At 49.0% G+C, this 26,552-nt stretch carries 24 protein-coding genes and 3 pseudogenes; 21 read left to right on the top strand and 6 right to left on the bottom strand.

Annotation, left to right across the window (positions count from 1 at the left end; genetic code table 11):
• Positions 1-35: 35 nt before the first annotated feature.
• The 3 genes from glmS to A3SI_RS06335 are packed head-to-tail and all read right to left on the bottom strand — an operon-like array spanning position 36 to position 4,050.
• Positions 36-1,877 carry a glutamine--fructose-6-phosphate transaminase (isomerizing) gene (gene glmS, locus A3SI_RS06345; RefSeq protein WP_009054467.1) on the bottom strand — a complete coding sequence of 614 codons (1,842 nt, stop codon included), beginning with the start codon at positions 1,875-1,877 and terminating at the stop codon, positions 36-38.
• A 30-nt stretch (positions 1,878-1,907) separates the two neighbouring features.
• A complete protein-coding gene (locus A3SI_RS06340; protein WP_009054466.1) occupies positions 1,908-3,218 on the bottom strand; it encodes a DUF4270 family protein in 1,311 nt (436 codons plus the stop codon).
• 19 nt (positions 3,219-3,237) lie between these two features.
• Positions 3,238-4,050 carry a glycogen/starch synthase gene (locus A3SI_RS06335; RefSeq protein WP_009054465.1) on the bottom strand — a complete coding sequence of 271 codons (813 nt, stop codon included), beginning with the start codon at positions 4,048-4,050 and terminating at the stop codon, positions 3,238-3,240.
• 129 nt (positions 4,051-4,179) lie between these two features.
• Here A3SI_RS06335 and panC point away from each other — a divergent pair, with 129 nt between their 5' ends.
• The 6 genes and pseudogenes from panC (at position 4,180) to A3SI_RS06305 (ending at position 9,453) form a co-directional block, all read left to right on the top strand.
• Positions 4,180-5,028 (top strand): pantoate--beta-alanine ligase, encoded by an 849-nt coding sequence (gene panC / locus A3SI_RS06330; protein ID WP_009054463.1) that lies wholly within the window; start codon positions 4,180-4,182, stop codon positions 5,026-5,028.
• A 21-nt stretch (positions 5,029-5,049) separates the two neighbouring features.
• Positions 5,050-5,397, top strand: a complete 348-nt coding sequence (gene panD, locus A3SI_RS06325; protein ID WP_009054461.1) for an aspartate 1-decarboxylase — start codon at positions 5,050-5,052, stop codon at positions 5,395-5,397.
• The gene (locus tag A3SI_RS06320; protein WP_009054460.1) at positions 5,398-6,426 is read left to right on the top strand and encodes a lysylphosphatidylglycerol synthase transmembrane domain-containing protein; all 1,029 of its coding nucleotides are present in this window, start codon (positions 5,398-5,400) and stop codon (positions 6,424-6,426) included. It begins immediately after the preceding gene.
• Between the two features lie 24 nt (positions 6,427-6,450).
• Positions 6,451-7,137, top strand: a complete 687-nt coding sequence (locus A3SI_RS06315) for a zinc metallopeptidase (RefSeq protein ID WP_009054459.1) — start codon at positions 6,451-6,453, stop codon at positions 7,135-7,137.
• A 105-nt stretch (positions 7,138-7,242) separates the two neighbouring features.
• A pseudogene (locus A3SI_RS06310) lies at positions 7,243-8,383 on the top strand (acyl-CoA dehydrogenase).
• 140 nt (positions 8,384-8,523) lie between these two features.
• A complete protein-coding gene (locus A3SI_RS06305; RefSeq protein WP_009054456.1) occupies positions 8,524-9,453 on the top strand; it encodes an AraC family transcriptional regulator in 930 nt (309 codons plus the stop codon).
• A 97-nt stretch (positions 9,454-9,550) separates the two neighbouring features.
• Here the strand turns inward: A3SI_RS06305 and prfA are convergent.
• A pseudogene (gene prfA, locus A3SI_RS06300) lies at positions 9,551-10,623 on the bottom strand (peptide chain release factor 1).
• Between the two features lie 259 nt (positions 10,624-10,882).
• Between prfA and A3SI_RS06295 the strand changes: the two are divergent.
• Both A3SI_RS06295 and A3SI_RS06290 read left to right on the top strand, forming a co-directional pair.
• A complete protein-coding gene (locus tag A3SI_RS06295) occupies positions 10,883-11,344 on the top strand; it encodes a fasciclin domain-containing protein (protein ID WP_009054454.1) in 462 nt (153 codons plus the stop codon).
• Positions 11,307-12,122 carry a hypothetical protein gene (locus A3SI_RS06290; RefSeq protein ID WP_156810194.1) on the top strand — a complete coding sequence of 272 codons (816 nt, stop codon included), beginning with the start codon at positions 11,307-11,309 and terminating at the stop codon, positions 12,120-12,122. The genes A3SI_RS06295 and A3SI_RS06290 overlap by 38 nt, the downstream gene beginning before the upstream one ends.
• 92 nt (positions 12,123-12,214) lie before the next feature.
• Here the strand turns inward: A3SI_RS06290 and A3SI_RS06285 are convergent, their stop codons facing one another.
• The gene (locus tag A3SI_RS06285; RefSeq protein ID WP_009054452.1) at positions 12,215-12,445 is read right to left on the bottom strand and encodes a hypothetical protein; all 231 of its coding nucleotides are present in this window, start codon (positions 12,443-12,445) and stop codon (positions 12,215-12,217) included.
• Positions 12,446-12,511: 66 nt separating this feature from the next.
• On the opposite strand from A3SI_RS06285, the gene A3SI_RS06280 reads away from it, so the two are divergent.
• The 5 genes from A3SI_RS06280 to A3SI_RS19655 all read left to right on the top strand — a co-directional run bounded on the left by A3SI_RS06280 (position 12,512) and on the right by A3SI_RS19655 (position 18,538).
• On the top strand, positions 12,512-13,612 hold the full coding sequence (locus tag A3SI_RS06280; protein ID WP_009054451.1) for a vWA domain-containing protein: 1,101 nt from the start codon (positions 12,512-12,514) through the stop codon (positions 13,610-13,612).
• Position 13,613: 1 nt separating this feature from the next.
• Positions 13,614-15,134, top strand: coding sequence for a hypothetical protein (locus tag A3SI_RS06275; protein WP_009054450.1), 1,521 nt, complete (start codon positions 13,614-13,616; stop codon positions 15,132-15,134).
• A gap of 253 nt (positions 15,135-15,387) precedes the next feature.
• Positions 15,388-16,533: a WD40/YVTN/BNR-like repeat-containing protein gene (locus tag A3SI_RS19665; RefSeq protein ID WP_050977414.1), complete on the top strand. Its 1,146-nt coding sequence runs from the start codon at positions 15,388-15,390 to the stop codon at positions 16,531-16,533.
• The gene (locus A3SI_RS19660) at positions 16,494-17,888 is read left to right on the top strand and encodes a WD40/YVTN/BNR-like repeat-containing protein (protein WP_050977413.1); all 1,395 of its coding nucleotides are present in this window, start codon (positions 16,494-16,496) and stop codon (positions 17,886-17,888) included. Before A3SI_RS19665 ends, A3SI_RS19660 begins: the two co-directional genes overlap by 40 nt.
• Complete coding sequence (locus A3SI_RS19655; protein WP_050977412.1) at positions 17,885-18,538, top strand: hypothetical protein; 654 nt, start codon at positions 17,885-17,887, stop codon at positions 18,536-18,538. The genes A3SI_RS19660 and A3SI_RS19655 overlap by 4 nt, the downstream gene beginning before the upstream one ends.
• A 132-nt stretch (positions 18,539-18,670) precedes the next feature.
• On the opposite strand, the gene hflX is transcribed toward A3SI_RS19655, so the two are convergent.
• A complete protein-coding gene (gene hflX / locus A3SI_RS06265) occupies positions 18,671-19,936 on the bottom strand; it encodes a GTPase HflX (RefSeq protein ID WP_009054448.1) in 1,266 nt (421 codons plus the stop codon).
• A 233-nt stretch (positions 19,937-20,169) separates the two neighbouring features.
• On the opposite strand from hflX, the gene rfbC reads away from it, so the two are divergent.
• The 8 genes and pseudogenes from rfbC (at position 20,170) to A3SI_RS22290 (ending at position 26,490) form a co-directional block, all read left to right on the top strand.
• Positions 20,170-20,727, top strand: a complete 558-nt coding sequence (gene rfbC, locus A3SI_RS06260; protein ID WP_009054447.1) for a dTDP-4-dehydrorhamnose 3,5-epimerase — start codon at positions 20,170-20,172, stop codon at positions 20,725-20,727.
• Positions 20,724-21,482, top strand: coding sequence for a tyrosine-protein phosphatase (locus A3SI_RS06255; protein WP_009054445.1), 759 nt, complete (start codon positions 20,724-20,726; stop codon positions 21,480-21,482). Before rfbC ends, A3SI_RS06255 begins: the two co-directional genes overlap by 4 nt.
• Complete coding sequence (locus A3SI_RS06250) at positions 21,479-22,456, top strand: NAD-dependent epimerase/dehydratase family protein (RefSeq protein ID WP_009054444.1); 978 nt, start codon at positions 21,479-21,481, stop codon at positions 22,454-22,456. Before A3SI_RS06255 ends, A3SI_RS06250 begins: the two co-directional genes overlap by 4 nt.
• Positions 22,457-22,543: 87 nt before the next feature.
• Positions 22,544-23,950, top strand: a complete 1,407-nt coding sequence (locus tag A3SI_RS06245; RefSeq protein ID WP_009054436.1) for a tetratricopeptide repeat protein — start codon at positions 22,544-22,546, stop codon at positions 23,948-23,950.
• A 31-nt stretch (positions 23,951-23,981) separates the two neighbouring features.
• A complete protein-coding gene (locus A3SI_RS06240) occupies positions 23,982-24,746 on the top strand; it encodes a phosphosulfolactate synthase (RefSeq protein ID WP_009054434.1) in 765 nt (254 codons plus the stop codon).
• 98 nt (positions 24,747-24,844) lie between these two features.
• A pseudogene (locus tag A3SI_RS23185) lies at positions 24,845-25,737 on the top strand (DUF368 domain-containing protein).
• Positions 25,734-26,354, top strand: coding sequence for a shikimate dehydrogenase family protein (locus tag A3SI_RS06230; RefSeq protein ID WP_009054429.1), 621 nt, complete (start codon positions 25,734-25,736; stop codon positions 26,352-26,354). Before A3SI_RS23185 ends, A3SI_RS06230 begins: the two are co-directional and overlap by 4 nt.
• Positions 26,314-26,490: a hypothetical protein gene (locus A3SI_RS22290; protein ID WP_316929092.1), complete on the top strand. Its 177-nt coding sequence runs from the start codon at positions 26,314-26,316 to the stop codon at positions 26,488-26,490. The genes A3SI_RS06230 and A3SI_RS22290 overlap by 41 nt, the downstream gene beginning before the upstream one ends.
• Positions 26,491-26,552: the final 62 nt, after the last annotated feature.

Below are 26,552 nucleotides of genomic sequence, written 5' to 3'. Positions count from 1 at the left end.
TTCGGGTAGCGGTATCCCACTACCCTTAAAAATACTTATTCCACCGTCACTGACTTCGCCAGATTTCGTGGCTGATCTACATTACATCCACGCATCACAGCGATGTGATAAGAAAGTAACTGAAGAGGAACGACAGAAATCAAAGGAACGAAAGCCTCCTCCGTAGAAGGAACCTCGATCACGTGATCGGCCATGTTTTTTACCGTAGTATCTCCTTCTGTAACCACAGCGATGATTTTACCCTTACGGGCCTTCACCTCTTGGATATTACTTACCACCTTCTCGTAGCTACTATCTTTCGTCGCGATAAAAACCACAGGCATCTCCTCATCGATAAGTGCGATAGGACCATGCTTCATTTCTGCGGCTGGGTATCCTTCCGCATGGATGTACGAAATCTCCTTTAGCTTTAATGCACCTTCCAGCGCCACAGGGAAATTATACCCCCTTCCTAAGTAAAGGAAGTTACGCGCATCTTTATAAATTTCAGCGATTTTAATTAGCTGCTCATTGAGCTGTAGCGCTCTTTCCACCTTACCGGGTATAGTCTCTAGCTCATGGAGCAGCTCCATATAACGCGTCTCCGCGATCATGCCACGCTGATAACCCAGCTTAAGCGCCATCAGCGTAAGTACAGAGATTTGGGCCGTAAATGCTTTCGTAGAAGCCACACCGATTTCAGGTCCAGCATGGGTATAGGAGCCCGCATGCGTAGCACGCGCGATAGAACTACCCACCACATTACATACACCGAAAATCGTAGCCCCTTTTGACTTCGCTAATTCGATCGCCGCCAGCGTATCGGCCGTCTCTCCAGACTGGGAAATGGCGATCACAAAGTCGTTTTCATTCAATACCGGGTTTCTGTAACGAAACTCGGACGCATACTCCACTTCCACAGGGATTCGAGCAAATTCTTCAAATAAATACTCAGCCACTAAGCCTGCGTGCCAAGAAGTACCACAAGCCGTAATGATGATACGCTGAGCATTTTGGAATTTATTCATATAGTCACGTAGCCCGCCTACTACCAAGCGTCCACTGGAAGCATCTAATCGTCCGCGCATACAATCAGCGATAGAACGTGGCTGCTCATAAATCTCCTTCAGCATGAAGTGATCATACCCTCCCTTTTCGATGGCTTCTAACTCCATCTCTAATTGGTTGATGTAAGGGTGTGTCTCTACATTTTCTATAGTCTTGATCTGTAGCTGATTCTGACGAATGACAGCGATCTCATAATCATCAAGATAAATGACCTTATTCGTGTATTCGATAATAGGTGTCGCATCAGATGCCAAAAAGTATTCATCTTCCCCTACACCGATAACTAGCGGGCTACCCTTACGTGCAGCGATTAAGGTATCCGGCTCTTCGATATTCATGATAACTATCGCATAAGCACCTACCACCTTATGGAGTGCTAAACGCACTGCCTCTTCTAAAGAACAGTCGTTATTTCGATGAATATCCTCGATAAACTTAATGAAAACCTCCGAGTCTGTTTCACTATGAAAAACATAGCCCTTATTCTGAAGATCCGTCTTTAGCACCTCGTAATTCTCGATAATGCCATTATGAATCATAGCGAATTTCTCACTTGCAGAATAATGCGGATGTGCATTTACATCATTCGGTTCACCGTGCGTAGCCCAACGTGTATGCCCGATACCAATCTTCGAGTTTAAAGAGCTGAAAGTATCTAAATGGGCCTCTAACTCACTTACCTTTCCTTTTTTCTTGTAAATACTTAGTCCACTTTCGTTTAGAAGTGCGACTCCCGCACTGTCGTATCCTCTATACTCTAAACGCTTGAGTCCTTTAATAATGACGGGTAGCGCCTCTTTTTGGCCTACATAAGCAACAATTCCGCACATAGTTACAAAAGTTTAATTAAAAATGAATTCTTAGTTTGTTTGGTTTATGGTTGAATAGAAAATCTTCAGGACAAAGCGCTCATCGTCAGCAGTAAACTGCCTAAAAGAAGAACGTAAGTCATCCCGTGTACCTGAAGCACCTTGACGCACCCGTGGAAAAAGTAGCCAATCTGTTCGCTCTAAATTCCCCCTATACACTGCATTCGTATAACTGGTGATACGCTGCGCAAAAACTCCGTTATCGCGGTTATAGGCTAAAAGAGCGGGAGCACTTGTCGCAGGTAAGTCGCCCTCATCGGACTGGTTTACCTGAGACTGCCAAGCTGCCTGAACAGAGATTTCGGCACCGTCTATCGGCCGCCTTAAAATGCGATTCGATTCGTTCGTAAAGTACATCTGTAGAAAATCATGTGGAACGAGATCACCTCCTCCACCATCGATACCCCCGATTTCCATGCGCACGTCATTAAAGGCTACATTCGGTAGTGTATCGAAGAAGGACTGTAAAGGCGAAGTATCTACACGAATAACGAGACCCAAGCTTGACTTGATGCCCACTTTACCATCTAATGGAAATGCGACCAGAGGTCTATTCACGGCCTCTAAAGGCGTGCCTGCCGCATCGTGTTTCACCTGGTTAAAGTGACGTGACTGCCCTAAGTTAATCGAGTAATTACGCGTAACCGTATCTCCCTGATTCCTGAAAAAAACAGAAAAGCCTGTAGCATTCCCAGCTAAAATGTTTACAGAGCCCTCATCCCCTGGATCACCTTTAATAGCAATACCTGGAAGAAAACGTCTAAAGGAGAAAAGATTGTTGAAAGTAGACCCATCACGCATCGCATTAAACAAGCCCTGCGCAAATTCCTCATCTACCGCGACTGTTAAAGTGGTATCTTGTCGTGCCTGGAAATTAAATCGACCAGCAGCAATCGCCTCCTCTGAAAACTTCAACGAGCTAAAATTATAATACATCGTGTCTAGCAAGGGCTCTTCGAGCAAATGCACAGACAATGAACGAGGACGCGATAAGTCCCTAGCGATCACACTTTCCACCCGAAATGTAAAGGTGACAGAGTCTAAGGTTGCCGTGGCATTCGGCAGCACCGCCGTGGGATTAATGGCCATCCGGGTATATCCGACCCCCTCTGTATCACCGAAAAACGCATCAGAGCTACCTCCCACGATTAAGCGACCTTGATTCGTCGTATTCAAAGAGTCTAATAAAACCACAGATGCAGAAAGGGGTACCTCTGCGTAGAAGACCCCTATCTGATTTCCATTTGGATCGACATCTAATCCTATCGTAGAGGGGTCAGCACAGGACTGATACCCCAGCACGCTTAATAGGAAAAGGCTTTTAACCAGCCAGTTCCGTGTAAATATTGTAGTAACTTTCAAAAAGTTTTTCTTCTTCTTCGCTGTTAATCTCACACTTCTTATCTTTAGAACATTCTTCGATTACTTTGCTCAAGTCTTCCGAAATATCCTTATTCTTGATCACCACATCAGCATACTCCATACCGATTTTTAGGAACCCTTCGTAATCTTTCGTGGCTAGAGGCGCTAATACCTTGTCATCGATATCCACCATCTTGACTTTCTCGAACAAATCATCGCCAAATTTATGGTTAAATCCTGTATTATAAATAGCAAATACAGATTTTGTGTCCTTAAATAACGGCTCTTTTTTGTATGTAGTCTTTAGATACAAAGGAATTAAGCTCGTCATCCAGTCATTACAATGTACGATATCAGGAGCCCAACCTAATTTCTTTACCGTTTCTAACACACCCTTACAGAAGAAGATCGCGCGCTCATCATTGTCATCATAAAAACGTTCTTGCTTGTCATGGAAGACACTCTTGCGCTGAAAATAATCATCATTATCTATAAAATACACCTGTAATCTAGCATTTGGAATCGAGGCCACCTTAATAATTAATGGCTTTTCTTCCTCACCCACAGAAATATTTATTCCCGATAATCGAACGACTTCATGTAACCTGTTTCTCCTCTCGTTAATCAACCCAAATCTAGGAACTAAAATTCGGATTTCCATACCCATCTCCTGCATCGCCGCTGGAAGTGCACGAACGAAATTCGCTACTTCAGAAGTTTCAAGGAAAGGGTTAATCTCGTTGGCCACATAAAGAATTCGAAGTTTAGACATAATCTACTTGTTTTTTGTTTAGGGATAAAACGGGACTACAAAGTTACAAAAAAAATAGCAATTTTCCATTGTTTTTAACTGGAATGCCATAGCTTTGCGGCTATTTTAAACCTCTAAACCCGATCATACGTGAAGGTTTTACGCACCCGAAAGGAAGCACTCCACTACGTAAGTATTCTGAAAAAAGAAGGAAAAACCATAGGTTTCGTCCCCACCATGGGTGCTCTACACGATGGACACCTGTCTTTAGTCCAGCATGCCATTAAATCTTCCGACCACACTATCGCGTCTATTTTCATAAATCCCTTACAGTTTAACAACCAAAAGGACTTCGAAAATTATCCGAAAGATTTTGAAAATGACCTACTTTTATTAAAAAATGCCGGCACTCATGCCGTCTACTTACCAGACGTTCAGGATATCTACCCCGAAAAGACAGAGATGCGCATGCACTTTGGTCCCCTGGACCAAATCATGGAAGGCGCCACCCGACCCGGCCACTTCAGTGGGGTGGGCATCATCCTTTCCAAGCTATTTCATACCCTACAGCCTGATCGGGTTATCATGGGCCAAAAAGATCTGCAGCAGTGCGCCATCGTGGATCGACTTATTCGTGACCTCGGCTTCCCGATCGCCCTAGATATCGCCCCTACCGTACGCGAAAAAGATGGTCTGGCCATGTCGTCTCGAAATAGAAGACTCACTTCCGAGCAGCGAACGCAGGCCAGCACCCTTTATCAGGCACTTTCCACCGTGGCAGCGGCACTTAAAAAGGGGGAAAATTGGGCCACGGCCCAAAAAACCGCCTGGGAAAAACTCGAAACCACCCCTGGACTAAAAGTCGTTTACCTGGAATGGGTGGACTTACCTGACCTCCAGCCGACCAGAACCCTCGGTAGCGCAGAAAAACAGGCCCTATGCATCGCCGCCTTCCTGGGAGAAATCAGATTAATAGATAACCTCATCATAAATAACTAACTTGCGCGAAAATTTCTGAACATGTTCATCGAAGTTCTAAAATCAAAAATCCACCGAGTACGCATCACCCAAGCCGAGCTCCACTATGTAGGTAGCATCACCATCGATGAGGACCTCATGGATGCCGCCGACCTGATAGAAAACGAAAAGGTCCAGATCGTAAACATTAATAACGGGGAGCGCCTCGAAACCTATGTTATTAAAGGTGAGCGTGGCTCAGGGATGATCTGCCTAAATGGTCCCGCTGCGCGCAAAGCCCAGGTCGGAGATATCGTAATCATCATCTCGTATGCCAGCATGGAAAAAAGCGCTGCCAAAGTACATAAGCCGATCGTCCTCTTTCCTGACGATCATAACCGACTCATCTAAATGAGCCTCGCACTGCCGAAGCGCCTGAAACAAAGCCTGCAAGTAGCCCTTTCACTGGCCCTTGCAGGCTGGATTTTTTGGTTACTCTATAAAGATCTTGACTTTTCACTCATTACCGCAGCGCTATCAGAGATGCATCGCGGCTGGTTTATCGCCTCCATTCTACTCAGCATTTACGGCTTCTGGCTGCGTGCATACCGCTGGAAACTCCTACTAAACACCGACACGGACACCGAAGCCATCAGCACCCTGAACAGCTTCTGGGCACTGATGATCGGATACGTGACCAACCTACTGCTGCCACGCGCCGGAGAAGTGGCCCGCTGCGCTGCCGTCAACAGGCTCAGCGGAAAGCCCATCAGCCAATCCCTCGGAACGGTGGTGGTGGAGCGCAGCTTGGACCTCCTTTTCCTACTCGCCACCATCGGCATCGCATTTCTAGTGGAAGCGAAATTGTTTTTGCGCCTATTCGGAGAACTGGTGGATCTAGGCGCCCTGGCGCAAAGCTTCCAAAACAACCTTCCTTTCCTCCTCGGGGCACTAGCCATCACGGGCATCGCCATCCGTATCCTAGTAAAAAAGTACGCCGCCAGTGGATGGGTAAATAAATTTCAGCAGTTTGCACGGCAAGTGCTGACAGGAATCCAAAGCATCGGAAAGCTCGACAAGCCTTTTGCCTTCTGGGCAAGCTCGGTACTTATCTGGCTTAGCTATTACCTGACGATGTACTGGGTGGCACTGGCTATTCCCAGCACTGCCAATCTGTCCGCTTCCGCCATCCTCCTTGTGATGGTCATGGGAAGTATTGGCATGGTGGCGCCTGTTCAGGGGGGAATCGGTACCTTTCATGCGCTTGTGGCGTACATTTTAAACGTTCTAGGGCTCGAGCTCACAGAAGGAAAGGTTTTTGCTGTTATCATTCATGGTAGCCAAACCCTCTTGGTAGCGCTCGTCGGACTGCTGGCTTTTGGCGCGAGCCTGAAAATTTTAAACGCCCAAGCAACTAAAAAGCGGGGCGAATCGTTTTAAAAATTACAAACTAAATTTAAGATTATGATTCTGGTCATTTTCATCGTCTTCGCAGCCTTAGGCTGGATCGTTAGTAACCGTCTGAAGTCGAAGTTTAAAGAATATTCGCAAACAGCCCTTCAGGCGAATCTCTCCGGAAAGGAAGTCGCAGAGCTGATGCTTGCCGATAATGGTATCCGCGATGTGCGTGTGCTCTGTGTGGAAGGTCAGCTCACCGACCATTATAATCCCCAGGACCGCACCGTTAACCTGAGCCAAGATGTGTATTATGGCAGAAATGCAGCAGCGGTGGCCGTTTCCGCGCATGAGTGTGGACACGCCGTGCAGCATGCCACCTCTTATGCCTGGTTAGAGATGCGCTCTAAGCTGGTTCCGCTACAGGTGGCCTCCGGTAAGATCTTGAACATCGTCCTCATCGCCTCTCTTTTCGGGGGATTCCTCATCGGCTTAGATTACCAGTTAATCGGCGCGATCGTGGTGGGCTCCTATGGCGTGATGACCTTGTTTTCGCTCGTTACACTGCCGGTGGAATTTGACGCAAGTAACCGCGCGCTGGCATGGGTGAAACAGCGAAATGTCGTTACTCCGTCCGAATACGCTATGTCTAAGGATGCCCTAAAGTGGGCAGCGATGACCTATGTAGTGGCCGCATTAGCTTCATTAGCCACATTAGCCTACTACGTCTATATTTTCTTCGGAAATCGGGATTAAGAAACTATTTATACGAAAACGAGTTTACTAAAGGGACATGTTTATTGTCCCTTTAGTTTTTTGTGCCTATATTCCGAACACGAAAAAAATAAACCCATTAGATATATGCATTTCGAATTTACCGAGGAGCAGCTAGCGGTGCAGATGGCTGCGAGAGAGTTTGCGCAAACTGAGTTATTACCGGGCGTCATCGAGCGCGATACAGAGGCTAAGTTTCCCCATGAACAAATTAAAAAGATGGGAGAACTTGGCTTTATGGGCATGATGGTGGATCCTAAGTATGATGGTGGAGGCATGGATACCGTATCCTATGTGCTAGCTATGGAGGAACTGTCTAAGATCGACGCTTCTGCCTCTGTTTCTATGTCTGTAAATAATTCCTTGGTATGCTGGGGACTCGAAAAATACGGTACTGAAGCACAGAAAGAGAAATATTTAAAACCTTTGGCCAGCGGCCAAATCATCGGCGCCTTCTGTCTTTCAGAGCCCGAAGCCAGGCTCAGATGCCACTTCTCAGCGCACCACTGCCGAGCTGAATGGCGATCATTATATTTTGAATGGAACGAAAAACTGGATCACGAACGGTAATAACGCGAGTGTTTACCTGGTAATCGCCCAGACGAATGCCGCTCTAGGCCATAAAGGCATTTCTGCTTTTATCGTGGAAAAAGAATACGAGGGCTTTACGGTAGGGAAAAAAGAAGATAAGCTGGGTATTCGAGGTTCAGATACCCACTCCATCATGCTGAGTGATGTGAAAGTGCCGGTCGAAAACCGTATCGGTGAAGAAGGCTTCGGCTTCCGTTTCGCCATGGAAACCCTAAATGGAGGAAGAATAGGTATCGCTGCGCAGGCACTCGGTATCGCCTCGGGTGCCTATGAACTGGCCTTAGCCTATTCAAAGGAGCGTAAAGCCTTTGGCAAACCGATTTCAGAACATCAGGCGATCCAGTTTAAACTCGCAGATATGGCTACCCAAATCGAAGCCGCTCGACTTCTTGTGCTGAAATCCGCTTGGCTAAAGGATGCGGGCAAGCCTTACGCAGATGCCAGTGCCATGGCCAAATTATACGCCTCAGAAGTGGCCATGCAGGTGACCGTAGAAGCTGTACAGGTGCATGGTGGCTACGGATATGTAAAGGAATACCACGTAGAGCGCTTGATGCGCGATGCGAAAATCACACAGATTTACGAGGGCACAAGCGAGATTCAGAAGATCGTAATCTCGAGAAGCATCCTCAAGTAATTGCATTTTCAGCCCCTGAAGCCCCATAATCTACCTGATTTGGGGCTTTTTTTTATTGCTATTTAAATTTTTGTTGAATTATATTGCGATCTGTAAGAAAAAAATTATACTTTTATAGCAGACAACCAAGCCTAGTACTCATGGAATACTACAATAAAGTAATCGAATCTGTTGGAGTCAGATTCCTTAAGGGCAATAACTACAAAGTAGAGAAATCTTTTGCCGTCACAAATTTTCACGATGCTGAAAATACTGTTATCCTGCTGCATCAGGGTACTCTCAAGTTTTCTGAAGCCGGCGAAACGGTGAACGAAGGAGAAATCCTGTTTATTCCGGCTGGAAGAACCACCTCCGTCACTTTTGGCACCACGTCTAAGAAAAGTGAAATGGACAATGAGGCTTACTTGGAAAATAAGAGGAAGTACTTGCAGACCCTTAGCTTTAAGGACATCAAAAACGCAGAAGAAGACTGTGTGTCCATTGTGAACTTCGAAGCCAAGGTTTTTGATGTCGTCAACTTCTTTAACTCACTCGGTATTCCACCATTCGTCATTCGCTTTAACGATCGTCTCGCGTCTATTACAGAAGATATCGTTAAAGAATCAGAACAAAGCGTGCCGGGCAAAGAGCGTGTCATCAAGATCCACACTGAGCTACTCGTGATCGAGATCGTACGTCACATCCTGAAAAACCGTCTCTTCATGGAAGAACTCTCCACGAACAGCACCTACTTTAAGGATCCGCGCCTCATCGACATGTTCACCTACATCAAGAAAAACATCGGCGGCGACCTATCTAATAAAGTGCTCGCTAAGGTGGCAAATGTCTCCGAAGACTACGTGGGCCAGTATTTCAAGATGCTCACAGGCATAAACCCGCAGGATTATATCGAATACCAGCGCATGGAAGCGGCTGTGGAGTTACTGCGCACCACTAAGAAAAGTATCCGAGACATCGGAAAAGAAGTGGGCTATAAAGATACCGCTTACTTCTGCCGTCGCTTTAAGATGATGTACGGCTTGCCTGCCGGCAAAATGAGAAGAAGAGAGTCGCTTATTAATGTGCAGTAAACCTGCCTACAACCCGAAGTAATAGGGATCTACACATAAAAAGCAAAGCATATAAAATATAAAAAAGCGCTGTATGTACGTACAGCGCTTTTTTTAGCTACTCCACTCCCGACTCGTTCATTTTCGCTAAATTTTCTGCTAGGCGCAAAGCCGAAATAAAATCCGCTATATCCCCTTCCATTACATCGGGAAGGTTATACACCGTTTTGTTAATCCGGTGATCGGTAACACGACTTTGCGGATAGTTGTAGGTACGGATTTTCTCCGAGCGATCCCCCGTACGCACCATGGACTTGCGCTGCGCCCTACCGCCTCGTTATGCTTAGCGAGCTCCATTTCATAGAGACGTGAGCGAAGAACCTTCAGCGCCTTCTCGAAGTTTTTAATCTGAGACTTTTCATCCTGACAGGTAACGACAATTCCCGTAGGATTATGCGTTAATCGAACAGCAGAATACGTGGTATTCACCGATTGACCACCTGGACCCGATGAACAGTAGGTGTCCTTTCGAATATCATTCATGTTTAGGTCCACTTCCACCTCATCCATTTCGGGCAGGACAGCCACTGTAGCAGCAGAAGTATGCACCCTGCCTTGGGTTTCTGTGGCCGGTACCCGTTGTACCCGGTGCACACCCGACTCGAATTTCATCTTGCCATAGACATCATCTCCGGAAATGGTACTGATAATTTCCTTATACCCACCAGAGGTACCGAAAGTTAAGTCTAATACAGTGAGCTTCCAGTTTTGCTTTTCGCAAAAACGCTGGTACATCCGAAATAAATCTCCAGCGAAAATAGCCGCCTCATCGCCACCAGTGCCCGCACGAACTTCCAAGATGCAGTCCTTACTATCGTTCGGATCCTTCGGCACCAGCTGCTGCTTGATCTCCTCCTCTAACTCGCCCACCTGAGGACGTAACTCCTCTATCTCAGCCTTGGCCATCTCCCGAAAATCAGGGTCTTTCTCTGTCTCTAAAAGCTGCTTGGCGTTACGTAAGTTTTCTGTAACCAACTTATACCGCTCATAAAGCTGCACGATTTTCTCTAACTCCTTATATTCTTTGGTCAGCTTCGTATATCCCTGCATGTCCGCCATCGCCTCCGGCTGAATAATCAGCTGGCCCACATCTTCGAAGCGCTCTTTCAGTGCCTGTAATTTATCAAGCATGTTCTCTCCTTTTGCTTATTTAAGCCACAAAAATAACATAATAAAACCGATTCCACTGCTAATGACCTGTAGGCACATAAAAAAAGTGCCCCTTCACCCAGAACTACAGCCACCTACTCCACCCTTTTTTCATCATCACCTACACACTCCTTCATCCTCAAAACCATCAAATTTATAATAAATCCAATAAAATGTTTAAAATAAAAATAACCTTTACCCCTCAAGGCTGTTAAAAATTAAATCCAACTCAAAACTTATCATGAAAAAATTCTCTATCCTCTCCTTTGTTTTCATGCTGGCCGCCTTTATGGTCGCATGTAACGACGAAGACGATCAGCCGATGATCCTAGATCAAAGCATCGTAGACATCGCATTAGAAACAGACGACGTTAGTATTCTCGTGCAGGCACTTCAGGCAGCTGACCTCGTGGGTGCCTTACAGGGTCCCGGACCATTTACGGTTTTCGCACCTACGAATGCCGCTTTCGAAAACCTACTGGCCAGCAATCCGGACTGGAGTTCCCTATCGGACATTCCTACAGACCTCCTCACTAGCGTACTTACCTTCCACGTGGTAGAAGGTCGCATCGCCGCCGCTACACTTTCTGAAGGCACCATGCTGGAAACACTAAACGGTGAACAGCTGACCATCACCGGAGTAGATCCTGTAATGATTAATAACAGTGCCTCTGTCAGTCTCAGCAGATATCGCAGGATCTAACGGTATCATTCACCTTATCGATGCCGTTCTACTCCCAGACATGGATGCCACCCCTACCTTAGAAACACGCATGAGCGATGATTTCGGAACCGTACTTACCGACCAAGCGGGACGTACGCTCTACTTCTTCGCCCCAGACATTAACGGTGAAAATAATTGCTCCGGCGGCTGCGCCAATAACTGGCCGATCTTCTTTGCCGAAGAAATCAACCTAGACGGAATGGGTGACGAAGCCCTCATCGGCAGCATCGAAACGGAGAATGGCATGCAGACCACCTATAACGGCTGGCCTCTCTACTACTTCGCCGGCGATGAAATGATGCCAAACACCTTTAATGGTGACGGTGTGGGGGATAACTGGTTCGTGGCTAAGCCGGACTACACCCTAATGGTAGCCGTAGGCCAATTAGTAGGCGCCGATGGCAATAATTACGTGGAAGAAGACGGCATGATCGTAGCCGGTGATGGAAACTCCCGCTTCTTCGTAGACTTCGCTTCAGGACGTACCCTTTACCGCTTCATTAATGATGAGCCGAACACCAGTAACTTCGGTGGCAACCCTGAAATTTGGCCACTATTTACGAATGAAGTCGTATGGGCACCTTCTACTGTGAGCACTGAAGACTTCATGGAAATCACAGCAGGCCAGATTTCCTTCCGTGGAAACCCACTTTATAAATTCGGTCAAGATCAAATGCGTGGTGACACTCGCGGTGTATCGGTCCCTAATCCAGGGGTATGGCCAACAGTAAACGAGGGCACTCCTGTCCTAGAGTAAGAAAAAGTTCATATAAAAAAGGCAGCTCTCGTAAAGAAAGCTGCCTTTTTCTTTGGCCCATGGGCCAAAGGACACCGAACATGGCATCCGCACTACTGTGCTTGCGGACCCTGCCCCTGTTCATCTTCATACCAGCGCTCCTCGAACGTATGCTTCACCGGAACCTCCGCCCGAAGAACCTGATACACCATCCAGAGCATGCCTATAGGAGAAAGACTGAATACAAATAAAATCAAAGCAGTACTTAGTTCCATAGTCACCATGGTCACATAGATCAACAGAACGGCGGTCATCACATAGACCGGAAAGAGGTAATTTTTCATGAGGGTCGTTGGTTAAGTTCGAGGTATTCTAAACTACGCAGGCCTGATTATTGTTATAGAGTCATTATGAAAGGATTTCGTTTTACCCAGTATATTCCGCCAAAAGACCAAACAAAAAGCACTTTTGATCAGCTTTTACAGGTTTTTCTACAACTCGTCACCATGACCGGTGGGGATGTGAGCGAGGCCCTGAGCTGGTTGAGTAATTTAGATAAGCGCTATAACCTCACGACTCCCGATTACGGCATCGGAGACTTTATCGAGGAAATGAAAACGAAAGGCTATCTCACAGAAGAGAACCAAAAAGGAGAAATTAAAATCACAGGAAAAGCAGAGCAGTCTATCCGAAAAAGTGCTTTGGAAGAAATTTTTGGCAAGCTGAAAAAGGGGAAAGGCGGCCAGCATAAAACCACCTTTACGGGCCCTGGAGATGAACGCGGCACCGACCGCAGACCTTATGCCTTCGGGGATAACCTAGACCAAATCGCACTCACCGAAAGCCTGCGTAATGCACATATTAATCATGGCTTTTCAGGAGACCATCTGCTTACGGAGGAGGATCTCGAGGTAGTCGATCAGGAGGTCAAAACCCAGACGTCTACCGTGCTGATGATAGATATTTCGCACTCCATGATTTTATATGGGGAAGACCGCATCACGCCAGCGAAAAAAGTGGCCATGGCGCTAGCGGAGCTGATCAAGACCCGCTATCCAAAAGATACGCTGGATGTAATCGTCTTTGGAAACGATGCCTGGCAGATCGAGATTAAAGACCTGCCCTACCTTCAAGTAGGGCCTTACCACACCAATACGGTCGCTGGCTTACAGCTGGCGATGAACCTGCTGAGGCGAAGAAAAAACCCAAACAAGCAGATCTTTATGATCACCGATGGCAAACCTACCTGCCTGAAAGTAGGAATAAAATACTATAAAAACAGTTTTGGCATCGACAGTAAAATCCTGAACGAAACCCTCAACTTGGCCGCGCAGTGCCGCCGCCTTTCGATTCCGGTGACCACTTTTATGATCGCCTCCGACCCCTATCTGAAGGAGTTTGTGAAAGAATTCACTCAGGTAAATAACGGAAACGCCTATTACAGCAGCCTAAAAGGATTAGGCAATCTCATTTTCGAGGATTACAGAAGAAATAGAACTAAACGATTTTAACATGGCAGTAAGCGCTTCTACGCACCCACTTTTACACTTGCGAACTTTAGGAGAATTAAAAGCCTCAGGCTACCGCCCCAAGTCCATCAAAACAGAATTACGCGATAACCTCATCCGCGCCATGATGGCGGGAGAGCAGGTGTTCGAAGGCATCTGGGGATACGAGGACACGGTGATTCCCGCAGTGGAAACCGCTATTCTTTCGAAGCACAACATTAATTTCCTTGGACTTAGAGGTCAGGCGAAAACCAAGATGGCGCGCATGATGACACGCCTGCTGGATGAGTATGTGCCCGTCGTAGAGGGCAGCCCGCTAAACGACGACCCGCTGGCGCCGATTTCCCGCACGGCCATCGACTTGATCGCCGAACATGGAGACGCCACTCCCATCGCTTGGTGGCACCGTGAGGAACGCTACACAGAAAAACTCGCCACACCCGACGTTTCTGTGGCTGATCTCATCGGAGATGTGGACCCTATAAAAGCCGCCACCCTAAAACTTTCCTATGACGATGAGCGTGTGCTGCACTATGGACTTGTTCCACGCTCCCACCGCTCCATTTTCGTCATAAATGAGCTCCCCGATCTACAGGCGCGGATTCAGGTGGCGCTCTTTAATATCCTTCAGGAGGGCGATGTACAGATTCGAGGCTTTAAACTCCACATGCCGCTGGATATTCAGTTTGTGTTCACCGCTAACCCGGAAGATTATACGAATCGAGGGAGCATCGTGACACCGCTTAAAGACCGAATCGAAAGCCAAATCATCACCCACTATCCGAAAACGATAGCGATCGGAAAGGCCATCACGGCGCAGGAAGCCAGCGTGGAAAAAGACATTGCGGCACGCATCCACGTCCCCGAGCTGATGAAAGACCTCATCGAACAGATCGCAGTGGAAGCCAGAAGCAGTGAATATGTAGACGAAAAAAGCGGTGTATCCGCCCGACTGACGATTTCCGCCTACGAAAATCTGCTTTCCGCAGCCGAACGCCGCCTGTACCTAAACCGTGAAGACAGCACCGTAGTGCGCCTGGCAGACCTCATCGGCGTGATCCCTGCCATCACCGGTAAGGTGGAGCTCGTGTACGAAGGAGAGCAGGAAGGAGCCGGACTGGTGGCCTATAACCTGATCGGAAAAGCCATCCGAACACTTTTCGCCCAGCAGCTGCCCGTGCCCGAAAAGAAAAACCTGAAAAACGGCAACCCCTACCTTCAGGTGGTCGGCTGGTTCGGAGAAGGGAAGCACCTCGATATCTTGGCCGCTCAGCCCGACAAAGCCTATAAGGAAGCCCTCCACAGCGTCCCCGGTCTGGAAGAGGTGGTCACCGAAAACATCGAAACCTTACCCGAAAAGGAAAAAGAATTTTACATGGAATTCGTCCTGCATGGCCTCGCCGAATACAGCCAGTTAAGTAAAAAACTGCTCGACACGGGCATGAGTTTCTCCGACCTTTTCAGCTCCATGTTCGATATGGATATGAGCGATGAAGACTTCGAAGACGATAACGACGACAGGTAAGCCCCCCCCCTTACTTCTAAACATGAAAAAGCGCAGCAAGATAGATTTCCTGCTGCGCTTTTTTGGGCCCCGGCCCAAAATAAACGAACCCAAAAGCCACTCATTCCACCGCTAAAGGGAAAACCTAAACCGCTCAACATTTTTCTGCAAGCAGACATTTTTTAAAATTTTATATTGTGAATGGACGATATCTCCAACCTCCAGCATAGAATTATCGGCCTTTAAACCCAGAAACACGAACAAACACAGCACCATGAAGAAAATAACTTGGCTTATCGCCCTAGCCGTACTTTGGGCATGGCCCGCAGATGCCCAGCGCGGGCAGCGAAACAGCGCCGCAGTAACTCCTGCCTTCGAAAGCGATGCCTTTCAAGCCCTTAAATGGCGAAACATCGGTCCTTTCCGTGGGGGCCGTAGCGTGGCAGGGACAGGAGTGCCCGGAGACCCACTCACCTACTACATGGGGAGCACGGGCGGGGGCGTCTGGAAAACCACTGACGCAGGCCTGAGCTGGTATAACATTTCCGACGGCTTTTTCGAAACAGGAACCATAGGTGCCATCAGCGTGGCCGAGTCGGATCCAAACGTGGTCTATGTAGGTACCGGAGAACATGCCGTTCGCGGCGTGATGACCAGCCATGGTGATGGTATGTATAAGTCCACCGACGCGGGTGCCACTTGGCAAAAAATCGGACTGGAGGGCTCTCGCCATATCTCCGCCATCGCCGTGCATCCTACGAATCCAGACATCCTCTTCGTCGGCGTTCAGGGCTCGCTCTATGGGCCCTCCGAAGAAAGAGGGGTGTATAAATCTGTAGACGGAGGTAAAACATGGAAGAATATGTTGTTCACCGGCAACCACAGCGGCATCTCCGCCCTATCCATGGACATGAATAATCCACGCATCCTGTACGCCTCCGCTTGGGAGCACCAGCGCTACCCCTGGGCAGTACGCTCTGGCGGCCCGGATTCTGGTATTTATAAATCGACCGACATGGGAGAAACCTGGGTGCAGCTGAACAAGGGGCTTCCCGAAAAAATGGGAAAATCCGCCGTGGCTGTATCACGGGCGAATAGCCGACGTGTTTATGCCGTCATCGAAGCAGCAGACGGCAAAGGAGGGATCTACCGCTCAGATAATGGCGGCGAGTCCTGGACACAGGTAAATAAGGAGCGCCTGAACATCGCCCGCTCCTGGTACTACATGAAGATTTTTGCTGATCCACAGCGTGAGGACCTCGTCTATGTGCTGAATGCCCCCATGACCAAGTCCATAGATGGCGGCAAAACGTGGACGACCGTGTCCACTCCGCATGGCGATAATCACCACCTTTGGATAAATCCACAAAACCCTCCATCATGCTCAATACAAATGATGGCGGTGCCAATGTCAGCATGAATGGGGGTGCCTCCTGGACCAATCAGGAGCAGCAGCCTACCGCCCAGTTTTACCGCGTAATCGCAGATAATCGCGTTCCTTATAATGTATATACCGGACAGCAGGACAACTCCTCCATCCGGATCGCTAGCCGTACTGCTGGTCGAGGTATCACCTGGAAGGACTGGGTAGCAGTGGCTGGATGTGAAAGCGCCTACCTGGCTTTTGACCCAGATAATCCTGTGGAAGTGTATGGAGGCTGTTACCAGGGGATCATCGACCGCTGGCATGAAGTCACGGGACATGGCCAGTCCATAAAAGCCTATCCCGAGCTCTCCCTCGGAAATGTACCACGGGATTTTGCCTATCGCTTTAACTGGAACGCGCCGATTCTAACCAGCCGTTTTGACCGGCAGGTCATCTTCCATGCCGGAAATAAGGTCCTCAAGTCTACGGACAAGGGCATCACCTGGGAGGAAATCAGCCCTGACTTAACACGTAATGTGTCCGAAACGCAGGGGCCAGGTGGATATCCGATCACAAATGAAGCCGCAGGAGGAGAAAATTACCATACGCTCATGTATCTGGCCGAATCACCACACCGCGAAGGGGAGCTTTGGGCCGGTTCAGACGATGGCCTCGTGCATAAAACCACCGACGGAGGGAAGTCTTGGCAAAACGTAACGCCTCAGGGGCTCCCCGAAGGAATCATTAATGCCATCGAGCTCTCTCCACACAACCCGAACACGGCCTACATCGCTGTGATGCGTTATAAGTTCGACGATAATGCCCCCTACGCCTTTAAAACCACGGATGGAGGCAGCAGCTGGACAGCGATTCACGAAGGAATCCCCACAGAAGCCTTCGTGCGCGTGGTGCGTGAGGACCCTGTCCGCCCAGATCTCCTCTACGCCGGTACTGAGCGCGGCCTCTACCTCTCCACGAACGGCGGACGGCAGTGGACACGCTTTCAGAGTAACCTGCCACTCGTGGCCATCACCGACCTGCTAATTCATGAAAACGACCTCATCGCCTCCACCTCCGGACGCGCACTTTGGATTTTAGATGACTTGAGCGCACTCCAGCAGTCAGGAGGACGCCTACCTGAAGGCTTGGCACTCTACCGACCTAAACCGGCGTATCGCCTCTTTAATGGGAGCAGCAGTCAGTTTGTGCCTGGCCTAGGCCAAAACCCTGAGCAGGGAACCACTTTAATCTATCACCTGCCGAAAAAGCTGCCACTGGAGAACTCAGCCTCCAAATCTTCGATGCCAAAGGCCAGCTGGTACGCAGCCTATATAATGGAGATGCCCCACATAAATCCTGGGCAGGTGGCCCCGCTAAACCCGCTAGCCTTAAAGCTGAAAAAGGCTTGAACCGCTTCACTTGGGACTTCCGCCGTGACGAACTTCCGGCCGTAGAACCGATCTTCGTGTATGGCAACTACAACGGGGCGGCAGTGCCTCCAGGCACCTACACGGCCAAGCTTACCTATAAAGGCCAAAGCCAAGAAACGGAGATTCAAATTTTGGCTGACCCACGCATCGAAGCCAGCCCTGCCGACTATGCCGCGCAGTATGCCCTCATGCTACAAGTGGAAGAGCAGATCAGCGCCCTTCACAGCCATCTAAATGAAATGCGCGCCATAAAAGGCCAGCTGCAGCAGCGTCTCACCGCCATGGAAGCCGCCAAAACGGATGCCACGCTGCTCGAAAAACAAAAAGCAATGCTCACCGCGATCGAGACTTGGGAAAGTACTTTGATCCAGCCTAAGCAGGAAACCTTCCAAGACGTCATAAATTTTCACAACCAGCTTAACAGCGAGTGGATGGCCTTAAAAGCCTATTTGGATGGCCCCTACCCAGCCGTGACCGCAGGGGCGAAAAAACGCTATCAAGACCTGAGCCGCCGCATGAGCACAGCCCTTTCGGAGGAGCTGACTAACCTGAAGCGCCAGCTCGCTGCCCTGGAAGAAGAGCAAAAACAGGCGGGTCTCTCCCTTTTCTTGATGCCTGAAAGCAAATAAACTGCGGAGGCTTTGGCCAAAAGGGCCACTAAAAAAGGCTGGCAGAATACCATCTGCCAGCCTTTTCTCTGTATAAACAGGCTTGTTTTGTAAAAAAACAGCTGTACTTCCTTTTGAAGCGAAGAGAAAACCCTACTCCATATCCTCCCACTCACTGAAGTCGATCGTCTCATCCTCGAGGTAATGCGGATACATCCGTTTATGCTGCTTGCGCACTTCTTCGAGCAGACGTTCCCGAAACTGTTCCACATGGGTAGCATGCTCCGCTGCCATAAAGACCGGCTGAATCCCTGTTTTCTTCTCATAAAGCTCTTCGAGGCCCTGCAAGTCTAAAAACTGCCGCTCCTCCAGCTCCACAGGGCTCATTTCCTGCATCTCCTCCTCCGTAGGCATAGGAGAAATCAAGTCTATCTTATTAAATACCAGCAAAATCGGCTTGTCGCCAGCACCGATTTCCCGCAGGGTCTGCTCCACCACAGCGATATGATCTTCAAAACCCGGATGGGCGATGTCCACCACATGAACGAGCAGGTCTGCCTCGCGGATCTCATCCAGCGTGGATTTAAAAGACTCGATCAGGTGAGTAGGAAGTTTCCGAATGAAACCCACCGTGTCCGAAAGCAGAAAAGGAATTTGCTCCAGCACCACCTTGCGCACCGTCGCATCCACCGTCGCGAAAAGCTTGTTCTCCGCCAGAATATCCGTCTTCGTGATCAGGTTCATGAGCGTGCTCTTGCCCACATTCGTATAGCCCACCAGTGACACGCGGACGATCCCCTTCCGGCCCTTACGCTGCGTTACGCCTTGTTTTTCGATTTCCTTTAGCTTGGCTTTCAGCAAAGAGATTTTGCTGCGGATATCCCGCTTATCGGTCTCGATTTCCTTCTCCCCAGAACCGCCCCGGGTGGTGGTCCCCCCACGCTGCCGCTCCAAGTGTGTCCACATCCGAGTCAGGCGGGGTAGTATATACTGAAATCGCGCCAGCTCCACCTGGGTCTTCGCCTGAGCGGTCTGTGCACGATTTAAAAAGATATCTAATATCAAAAGCGAACGGTCATACACCTTCACTTTCAGCTCATTTTCTAAGTTGCGCAACTGTGAGGGGGTCAGATCGTCATCGAAAATGACCATGTCCACCTGAAAGTGCTCGACGTAGGCTCGAATCTCCTCCAGCTTACCTGAACCCACGAAAGTCCGTACATCCGGATTTTCCATCCGCTGCGTAAACTGATAGACGGTTTTAGCTCCCAGTGTCTCCGTCAGAAACGCCAGCTCCTCCAGGTACTCCTGCACCTGCCGCTCGCTCTGCTGCTGCCGAATGATCGCCACTAGAACAGCCGTCTCCTGTCGCGGTGCCGTATCGTATAATTTTTTTAACTTTCTGGTGTATTTACTCATAGAAGCATATATCCACAAATTACGTGCCTCATCCCTACAGATAGCAGGAACAGGCTTTTAAGCTCGCCTGGCGGCAAAGACAACGACTGCCCAGCTGCCAGAATTTCCGAAAGTTCGGAATTATTGGTAACTTGCGGCAGTCGGAATGAAAAATTTAGGTATTTTTTCTAAATTTTCCTAAAAGCGCTCCGAAAGTATCACCCCGAAATGCACAAACTAGGCAACAGGCAGCTATGGAAATCAAGAAAACCCCTTTAGAAGGTGTATTAGAGCTTTACCCACGCGTCTTCGAAGATGCTAGGGGCTATTTCTTCGAATCCTTCCGAAAAGAGCACCTGCTACATCATGGCATCACCGTAGACTGGGTGCAGGAAAATGAATCCTTCTCCCAAAAAGGAACCCTCCGCGGCCTGCACTTTCAGCATCATCCCTATGCGCAGGCTAAACTGGTCCGCGTCGTCACAGGAAAGGTGCTCGATGTGATCGTAGACCTGAGAAAACACTCCGCTACCTACGGACAGCATCACGCTGTCGTCTTAGATGCGGCCATGCATAACCTGATGTTCATCCCCGCAGGTTTCGCACACGGTTTTTCCGTGCTAGAAGATGCGATTTTCATGTACAAGTGTTCTAACTATTACACGCCGAAAGCAGAGGGAGGCATTCTATGGAATGATCCTGAGCTAGGAATCGACTGGCAGGTGGAAAACCCGATTCTGTCCGAGCGCGATAGGCTTTGGCCTGACTTACATACATTTACAGCGAAAAGTGAAGGAGGTTTATACGTATGACCCTATTAGATTACTTAAGAAGAGTTGGGAAGAAGAAGAAGGAAGTGATTTACCCATTTACGCTTGACTGGATGCATGCCGACATGCACTCCCACCTCATTCCTGGCATTGACGACGGTGCCAAAACCATGGAGGAAAGTATCGCGCTCATCAAGCGCCTACACGGACACGGCTTGAAAAAAATCGTTACCACGCCGCACATCATGTCCGAATACTATAAAAACACCCCCGAAATCATTCGATCCGGCTTGGAACGGGTGCGGGAAACCTTAAAAGAGGAACAGATCGACATCGACATTCATGCCGCAGCAGAATATTACATGGATGAAATCTTCCTCGAAAAGGTAAATAACGGAGAAGAACTCCTCTGCATCCATGACAACTTGGTCCTGGTGGAGACTGGCTTCATCAACAAGCCCCAAATGCTCCTGGAAACTTTTTTTGCCATGGAGCTAAAAGGCTATCGCCCTGTGTTCGCGCATCCCGAACGCTACCACTACCTGATCCAAGATAAAGCACTCCAAAACGAGCTGATGGACAGGCAGATTCTCTTTCAGATTAACCTCCTCTCGCTCACAGGATTCTATTCCAAGCAGGTCAAACAGTTCGCGGAGTTCTTAATCGACCAAGAGAAAGTGGCATTTTGGGGAACAGACTGCCATAATGAGCGTTATTTAGACATGCTGGAAACCTTAAACCGCTCCAGCTACTACGAAAAAATCATGAACGCTCCGGTGCGTAACCGCCTCCTATGAACCTACTAGTGATCGGTGCCACAGGCCTGGTCGGCAGACATCTTTTGCGGACACTTCAGGGCACCTGCACCTTATTTGCCTTAAAAAGGCCTCAGACCCCTATACCGGCTGGCTACGAAAAGCTCGCCACCTGGGTAGAAGGTGACCTCCTGGACAGCTTTAGCCTAGAAAAAGCCTTGGAAAACATGGAGCTGGTGCTGAATGCCTCCGGCAAAGTAAGCTTCTCCGCACAGGATGCACCACTGCTGGAGGAAGTAAACATCCGTGGGGTGGAAATCCTGGTGAACAGCCTCCTGGCCATGGAAAAGCCTGCGAAGTTAATTCACATTAGCTCCGTGGCGGCTTTGGGCGTCAGCCCCGGTCAAGACAGTATCGATGAGACGCAAAAGTGGGACCATACTCAGCCCCATACGGCCTATGCGGACAGCAAATACCGCGGTGAAGTCGAGGTCTGGAGAGGCGGCCAAGAGGGCCTCGATGTACTCGTGCTGAATCCCTCCCTGATCTTAGCTCCTTTCGGAGAGCCCGGCCCCAGCCAGGAAATTTACGAGCTCCCCCTAAAAAGCCCGACCTACTACCCGACCGGCAGTGTGAATATCATCGATATCCGCGATCTGTGCGCCATCATCGCTTATTTTATAGCCGAACCGCAGTGGGGGGAGCGCTTTATCCTGAACGGAGGCCACTATCCCTATAAAGATTTTTTGGCAGCGCTGGCGCGCAAAAGGCAGGTCCCCGCACCGAAAAAACCCCTGAAGGGACTACCCCTACAGGCGGCTTTGGCCACGGCCAAAATCCTGCGCCTATTCCCTTTTATCCGCCTCTCCTGGGATGAAAACACCCTGAAGAGCGCAAAAAGAAGTGTCTGGATGAAAAATGATAAGTTAAAAAAAACCTATCCCCACCCACTCCGAACCTTAGAAGAAACCCTAAACTGGGCCTTCGCAAACGATTCGGTAGGAAAAAACGTTTAGCGCATACGGACAAGGTAAATTCTCCGTTAAATCGCTACAAAAAATGTTTTTGTATCAGGAATTATAGTAAATTAAGAAAAAAAACGCATGACAGGAGATTTTGATAACGATTGGGAAAATGATAAGGCCCTGGTTGCGCGTTTTGAAAGCTCGCTGAAAGCCAATTTGGACTTGTACTTCGAAGAAGAGGAGTTCGAAGATATCATTCGCTTTTATATCGACGAGCAAGTCTTTAAAAAAGCCTTAAAAGCCGCTAAACTCGGTTTAGACCGCTTCCCGTATAGCTTAGAGCTAAAAATTTTATACGCACAGTGCCTCATTTTCACAGAAGATCTGGAAGAGGGACTGGACCTGCTCGAGCAGTTGAATAATATATCGCCCTATAACGAGGATATCATCCTTTCTTTATCGAATGCCTTGCTGCTAAGCGGGCAGATAAAGGAGGCCATTACCCTTTTAGAGGAATTTCTCCCACTGGCAGAAGATCAAGCAGAGGTGCAATACCTGTTAGGGAATTTTTACCGTGCCAATGGAGAGAATGAAAAAGCGCTCGAAGCCTATAAAAACTGTGTAAAACTACGCATCAGCCATGAAGATGCCCTGTTCCAGCTGGCCATGCTCACCGAAGAGGAGGGCAACTTCGAGGAGATCCTCGATTTCTATCGCGAATTCATCGATCAGGACCCGTATAGCTCTGGGGCCTGGTATAATTTAGGCGTAGTGTATAATCGTCTCGGACGCTTCGAAGAAGCCATCCAAGCCTATGAATACGCCCTGCTAATCGATGACAGCTTCGCCTCCGCATACTTTAACCTCGGAAACGCCTACATGAACCTAGAAAAGTTCGAGCTGGCCCGAGAGGCGTATCAGAATACCATCAACTGTGAAGGGGCGAATGCGGAAAATTCCTGCTACCTCGGCGCCGCGTACGAAAAGCTGGGCGACATCGATATGGCTTTTAAGTATTTTAAGAAGTCCGCCAAGCTAGACCCCGAATATGAAGATGCCTTCTTCGGGCTCGGCATGTGCATGCTGAGGCGAGATAAGTACTTCGAGGCCGTGCATTATTTTAAAAAAGCGATAAAACTAGCAGATGACAATGCAAACTTTTATGTGGGCTTAGCAGACGCAGAATATAAACTGGGCAATCTCGCTGCTAGTTCAGAGGCCTACGAGGAGGCGATCAACTTAGAACCGGGGATTTTAGAGACCTATGTAAACTTATCTATTATTTACCTAGACCAAAATCGCTTTGAAGAAGCCATCGATGTGATAAACGAGGGCATAGAAGAGCTTCCAGAAACGGCAGAACTTTATTACCGGCTCGTCGTTTACCTCATTCGTCTGGGGAAATACAAGGAAGCTTTCACAGTCTTGGAAAATGCCTTAACTTTGGATTTTGAAAAGCACCGTCTTTTATACGAGTACATGCCAGAGCTGGAGCATCAGAAAGCCATTTACAAGCTGATAAACCAGTTCAAAGAAGGCAAATAATCATTCATTTTAAGCCCGTTAAACAAATTAAATGAATTACGTATTGAAAAATATACCCATACGTACGGAGAAACCGCGTACGAAAGGGTATACCATGGTCATGGATAAAGGCCTCAGCATCCGTGAAGTTGAGGATTTTGTAGACGCAAATGCAGATTTTGTAGATATCGTAAAGCTCGGCTGGGCGACCTCCTATGTGACGAAGAACCTGGAAGCCAAGATTAAAGTCTACCGAGACGCCGGCATTCCGGTCTATTTCGGAGGTACCCTCTTTGAGGCTTTCGTGGTACGCGATCAGTTCGAAGACTATATCCGCGTTTTAGATAAATATAAGCTGGAATTCGCCGAGGTTTCGGATGGCTCTATCAGCATGCCGCACGACGAGAAGTGCACGTATATCGAGCGCCTCAGCAAGCTGGTCACTGTACTTTCCGAAGTGGGCAGTAAGGACGCCGCTAAAATCATCCCCCCTTACCGCTGGATCGAGCAGATGAGCGCTGAACTCCAAGCCGGATCCTGGAAGGTCATCGGCGAAGCACGTGAAGGAGGAACCGTGGGCCTTTTCCGTGACTCTGGAGAGGTGCGCCAAGGGCTCGTCGAAGAAATTTTGACGAAAATTCCAGAAGATAAAATCATCTGGGAGGCTCCTCAGAAGATGCAGCAGGTGTGGTTTGTGAAGCTTTTAGGAGCAAATGTAAACCTAGGAAATATCGCCCCACATGAGCTCATCCCGCTCGAAACGATACGCCTAGGCCTTCGAGGCGATACCTTTGACCATTTCCTCGGCGTAAAATAAGTACTTGCCGCTGTGCTGCACCTCGCGCACAGCGGCCCATCGCTTTTTCAACCTTATGCAAAATTCCATCCGCCCCGGTTTATTTCACTTTTTAAAAGGTGCCGCCATGGGTGCAGCAGACGTCGTCCCCGGCGTTTCGGGAGCTCCATCGCCTGATTACCGGCATCTACGAACGTCTCCTCGGCGCTATCACCGCACTGAATAAAGAAAGCCTACGCCTTCTGTTTACGGGCTCCTTCGCCGCCTTTTGGAAAGCCATCGATGGCACCTTTCTCCTCACCGTACTAGCAGGAATCGGGCTGAGCATCGTCAGCTTATCCCGGATCATCCCCTCCCTACTGGCCGAGCATCCCATCGTCGTGTGGTCCTTCTTCAGCGGCCTGATCCTGATTTCTGGCATCATCATCCTACGCGATATCCAAAGCTGGAAAATCGGAACCTTTCTGGCTCTGCTCGCAGGAATCGGTATCGCCCTGCTTATCAGCGCCATTCCCCCCGGAGAAGGAAATGAAAACCTCTTTTTCCTCTTTGGCGCGGGCGCATCGCCATCTGCGCCATGATCCTACCCGGCGTAAGTGGTAGCTTCCTGCTCATCGTCATGGGGCAGTATGAGTATGTGCTCCAAGCTGTAAATGAGCGCGACTTCCTGCGCATCACCATCTTCGGAGCAGGCTGTCTGCTGGGCATCCTGAGCTTCAGCCGCCTGATCAAGTGGCTGCTCGAAACCTATTTTAGCCTGACACTCGCCCTGCTGTCCGGCTTTATGCTGGGCTCACTATGGAAAATCTGGCCTTGGAAAAAAATCCTGAGCTACCGCCTCAGCTCCTCCGGCGAACAGAAGCCCTTCCTGACAGAAAATGTATGGCCTACCGCCTATTTCGAAAGCACCGGAATGGAACCTTTAGTGGTCCAAGCTTTGATTGCATTCGCTTTTGGAATAATTTTGGTGCTCGGCATAGAACGTAGCGCCTACTACCTAAAAAGAGCATGAAACAGTACGGACTCATCGGCAAAACCCTCTCCCACTCTTTTTCCAAACGGTACTTCACCGAAAAATTTGAAAGAGAAGGCCTGAGCGCGCATGCCTATGCCCTGTACGAACTGGCCTCGATCGAGGAAGCCCGTAGCCTGCTCCAGCAGCCCCTCGCCGGGCTAAACGTCACCATCCCCTATAAGGAGGCCATCATTCCCTACCTCGATCGCCTGGATCCCGCTTGCGCCAGCATCGGCGCGGTGAATTGCATCGCCTTCGAAAAAGGCCAAATGGTAGGTTATAACACCGATTACCTCGGCTTCAAGCAGTCCCTTCAGCAGTGGCTGTCAGAACATCCGGAGCCAGCATCCACAGCGCCACTTCAGGCCTTGGTACTCGGAAGCGGCGGAGCCGCAAAGGCCGTTTTAAAAGCCCTCGAGGATCTCCACATCCCCGCCCTCACCGTTAGCCGCAGCGCTTCCGGCCCCGCACAAATCAGCTACGAAACCCTCAAGCAGGAGCTCCAGCCTCTACCAGACGCACACCCTGCTCATCCATACTACCCCCCTCGGCATGTATCCGCATACCGAAACCATGCCCCCTATAGACCCCTCCTTCATCAGTGCACGCCATAAGGTGTACGACCTGGTCTATAACCCTGAAAAAACCTTCCTCATGCGCTCCCTAGAAGCGCGTGGTGCCGTCGTCAAAAATGGATTAGAAATGCTCCACCTACAGGCCGAAGCCGCTTGGAGCATCTGGAACCGCTAAATGCACAGCCCTTCACTACCCCATCCGCTACAGAGACCCTGCCCCGAAGCAGGCGAAAAGGA

It is taken from the genome of Nitritalea halalkaliphila LW7 (assembly GCF_000265075.1).
Classification (GTDB): Bacteria; Bacteroidota; Bacteroidia; order Cytophagales; family Cyclobacteriaceae; genus Nitritalea; species Nitritalea halalkaliphila.
The sequence above is the reverse complement of the archived record's forward strand: the minus strand, read 5'-3'. Positions and strand labels throughout refer to the sequence as shown.